Genomic DNA, 2678 nt, shown 5'->3' with positions numbered 1-2678 from the left:
TAGCCGAAAAAGCGGGTCCTAAACGCCGGTTGATTGTGGAAGGCATTGAGAATCTCAGCCCGTATTTAAGTGATGGGAGAAGCTGAGCTAGAGCGGGCGGCAATCGCCAAGATGCTTTCACCGTGCCGCTGGGAAATATAAATGTGTGCCCGGGCTGCGGAACACAAAAGCAAATTCTTTTGTCCTTTATGGACCTATATCCAAGCCGAACCTCGACCCTATTCTCAGAAGTGTTGATACTCTGGTGCAATCAGGCAGTGAATGCAACCAGGGGGGCCACTTGAGCTTTTTTTACATCCTGTCGTATACAGCCATCTTCTTCTATATGTTGATGACAACCAAGTAGCAATTCAAATACTCCAGGATAGGGCATGTCCATAATGAATTTCATCATGTACCTGTTCACAATGACGGTGCTTTTCTTCTTAAAAAACATGTATGCGTTTCTAAGCCTGTGCCAATTCGCTAATAACATGATCACCATCAGGATCATGCTGGAATTCAAAAAAGGGATATTAGATGACGACAAGATGTACGCCCAGATCGAGAAAAGTGAAAAGCAGCCCCAAAAAAAAATGCTTCTAGAGCAAGATGTGGCAAATGATGTAAGAGGCTGACGAGCATAAAAGTCAGGGAAAAAACCAAAACTCCGTAGGGCGAATATTACAGGTTTTCCCCAAAAGTTACGTTGAGGGTGTTTTTTGTGTATTTCATCGAAAAGACACAATGTTTATAGGACTTCTTAGGCCCATGCATTTTATTTTAACATAATTTAACAAATAATTGGAAATTGACAAAGGGAACGACTCCCCCGAAACTTCTTTAGTCATTTTCAGGGCTTGTTTCATTTCATAAGTTGAATTCAAGCCACAGTCCTCAACCCATTTCGGACAATGAACGCCTTTTCTGTTATGGTTTTTAAGAACGCTTAAAAACCGGCCATTTGCGTATGGAGCAGAATTACTTCTCTCCCTTTTTAACGATTCTCTTTTTATCCCGCCCTGAAAGCGGGATGCAGTTTCCGTATGTATTTCTGGCCGCACGGCACGTGTCCGGACCCCTTCAGACAAATACCTATTCCTATTTTAAACACCCTACAACCTAAACCACATCCCAAATGGAACATTATTACTCCACACTCAAACGAATTGGCAACCAGAGCGGGCGCATGCTTTTATTGGTGTTTGCTTTGATGATTAGTCCTTCAGTTATAGGTCAAGGCATCTCCTATGAACAGTGGGAGACCATTGGTGGAGGAGGAGGAGATCCTGATTGGGCCGGAGGTCAGGCAAACTCTAACCAGGCCAGTTTTGTGGAGGGGGACGTTACTCCTCTGAGGGTTCCGCTTACAAACCTGGGGCCAAACAAGACATATGGTATCATTGTCGATTTTGATTATTACCAGAATAGCAGCAATGCAGGAGGACGCTTATATCTTGATGAATATGACACAACTATTGATGGTGGTGGTGATCCTGACTGGGTTTTGAGTAGTACTTTGCATGCGGATGGTACTTATACGTTTACTCCAAATGATCCCATAGGAGGTGATTATACCAGCCCACAGTTGACATTCTACGTGAATAATTCCGCTGTTGATATTACCATACTGACCTATCAGATCCTTGAAGACCCTCCGACGGGCGATACCTTTAGGCGGGCTGAGATTATTTTTACGACAGACAACAGTTTTACTGGAACCACGGATGTTATCATTTATTATGGCCTCAGACTTGCATTTCCAGGGGAAGCCTACCAACCTGTTAGCATGGTATTGGTTGATGGGGCTGCTGGATTTACAGGAGGAAGCTTACAAACAAAAATTGAAGGTGATGCCGCACTTTCAACTACCATTAACAATGACCCTAACATTGAATATATAACGCCCAGTAACGCAATTCAGTTGCAAACAGGGGTAGTGGTTCGAGGAGAGGTTTCAGGTTTTAAATGGAGTGATGTAGATGGAAATTCCCTTTGGGACAATGCTGAGGTTGGCCTGGGTGGTTGGACTTTAGAATTGTACGTTGACGACGGTGATGGTGTTTTTGAACCGGGAGCTGGAGACAACCTGTACAGCACGACCATTACTTCTGATGGGAGCATTGATGTCAATGGAGATGGCAATCCTGACCCTGTTGGGTACTATGAATTTTCATCAGCCGCGCAACCGCTAACGCCTCTACTGCCTGGTGAGTCTTACTTTGTTCAGGAAGAAAATCAGGCCGGATTTAATCAGACTTATCCATCTAGCCCAAGTTATTGGGGCCCTTTTACAATCACAGCAACAACGCCTACATATAGCGGAAGCGCAGGAAATGCTGAAGAACCCAATTTTGGTAACCAGGAGGATCAGTGTGAAGATGCTACAGCCGATGCCGGTCCTGATCAGACGATTTGTGAAGGCAGCACGGTAACATTAGCGGGCTCCTTTGGCGGAGGGGCAACCAGCGCCACCTGGAGCACGGCAGGGGACGGAACGTTTAACAACGTCAATTTGGCCGATGCTGTTTATACCCCTGGTTCCGGAGATATTGCTGCAGGTAGCGTAGTGCTTACCTGGACCACAGACGATCCTGAGGGCATCTGTGTTGGGGATAATGATTCGATGACCGTTACGATCAACGAGGAGTTGGTTGCCGATGCGGGTGATGACCAGACGATCTGCGAGGGCTCCACGG

Annotated in this window: 3 protein-coding genes; all 3 read left to right on the top strand. The window is 45.6% G+C overall.

From position 1 onward, the window contains the following. Positions 1–473: 473 nt before the first annotated feature. Complete coding sequence (locus tag QU605_RS15245; protein ID WP_289726193.1) at positions 474–617, top strand: hypothetical protein; 144 nt, start codon at positions 474–476, stop codon at positions 615–617. A gap of 332 nt (positions 618–949) precedes the next feature. Next, positions 950–1105: a hypothetical protein gene (locus QU605_RS15240; protein ID WP_289726192.1), complete on the top strand. Its 156-nt coding sequence runs from the start codon at positions 950–952 to the stop codon at positions 1103–1105. A 12-nt stretch (positions 1106–1117) separates the two neighbouring features. Continuing rightward, a partial coding sequence (locus QU605_RS15235; RefSeq protein ID WP_289726191.1) for a hypothetical protein occupies positions 1118–2678 on the top strand: 1561 nt, incomplete at its 3' end.

This window comes from Robiginitalea aurantiaca, assembly GCF_030380815.1.
Classification (GTDB): Bacteria; Bacteroidota; Bacteroidia; order Flavobacteriales; family Flavobacteriaceae; genus Robiginitalea; species Robiginitalea aurantiaca.
This window is presented reverse-complemented; position numbering and strand designations above follow the sequence as displayed.

Excerpts from the sequence above, each read along its gene's own strand:
- QU605_RS15240 (WP_289726192.1), top strand. The coding sequence starts at position 950 with ATGGAGCAGAATTACTTCTCTCCCTTTTTAACGATTCTCTTTTTATCC.
- QU605_RS15245 (WP_289726193.1), top strand. The coding sequence starts at position 474 with ATGATCACCATCAGGATCATGCTGGAATTCAAAAAAGGGATATTAGAT.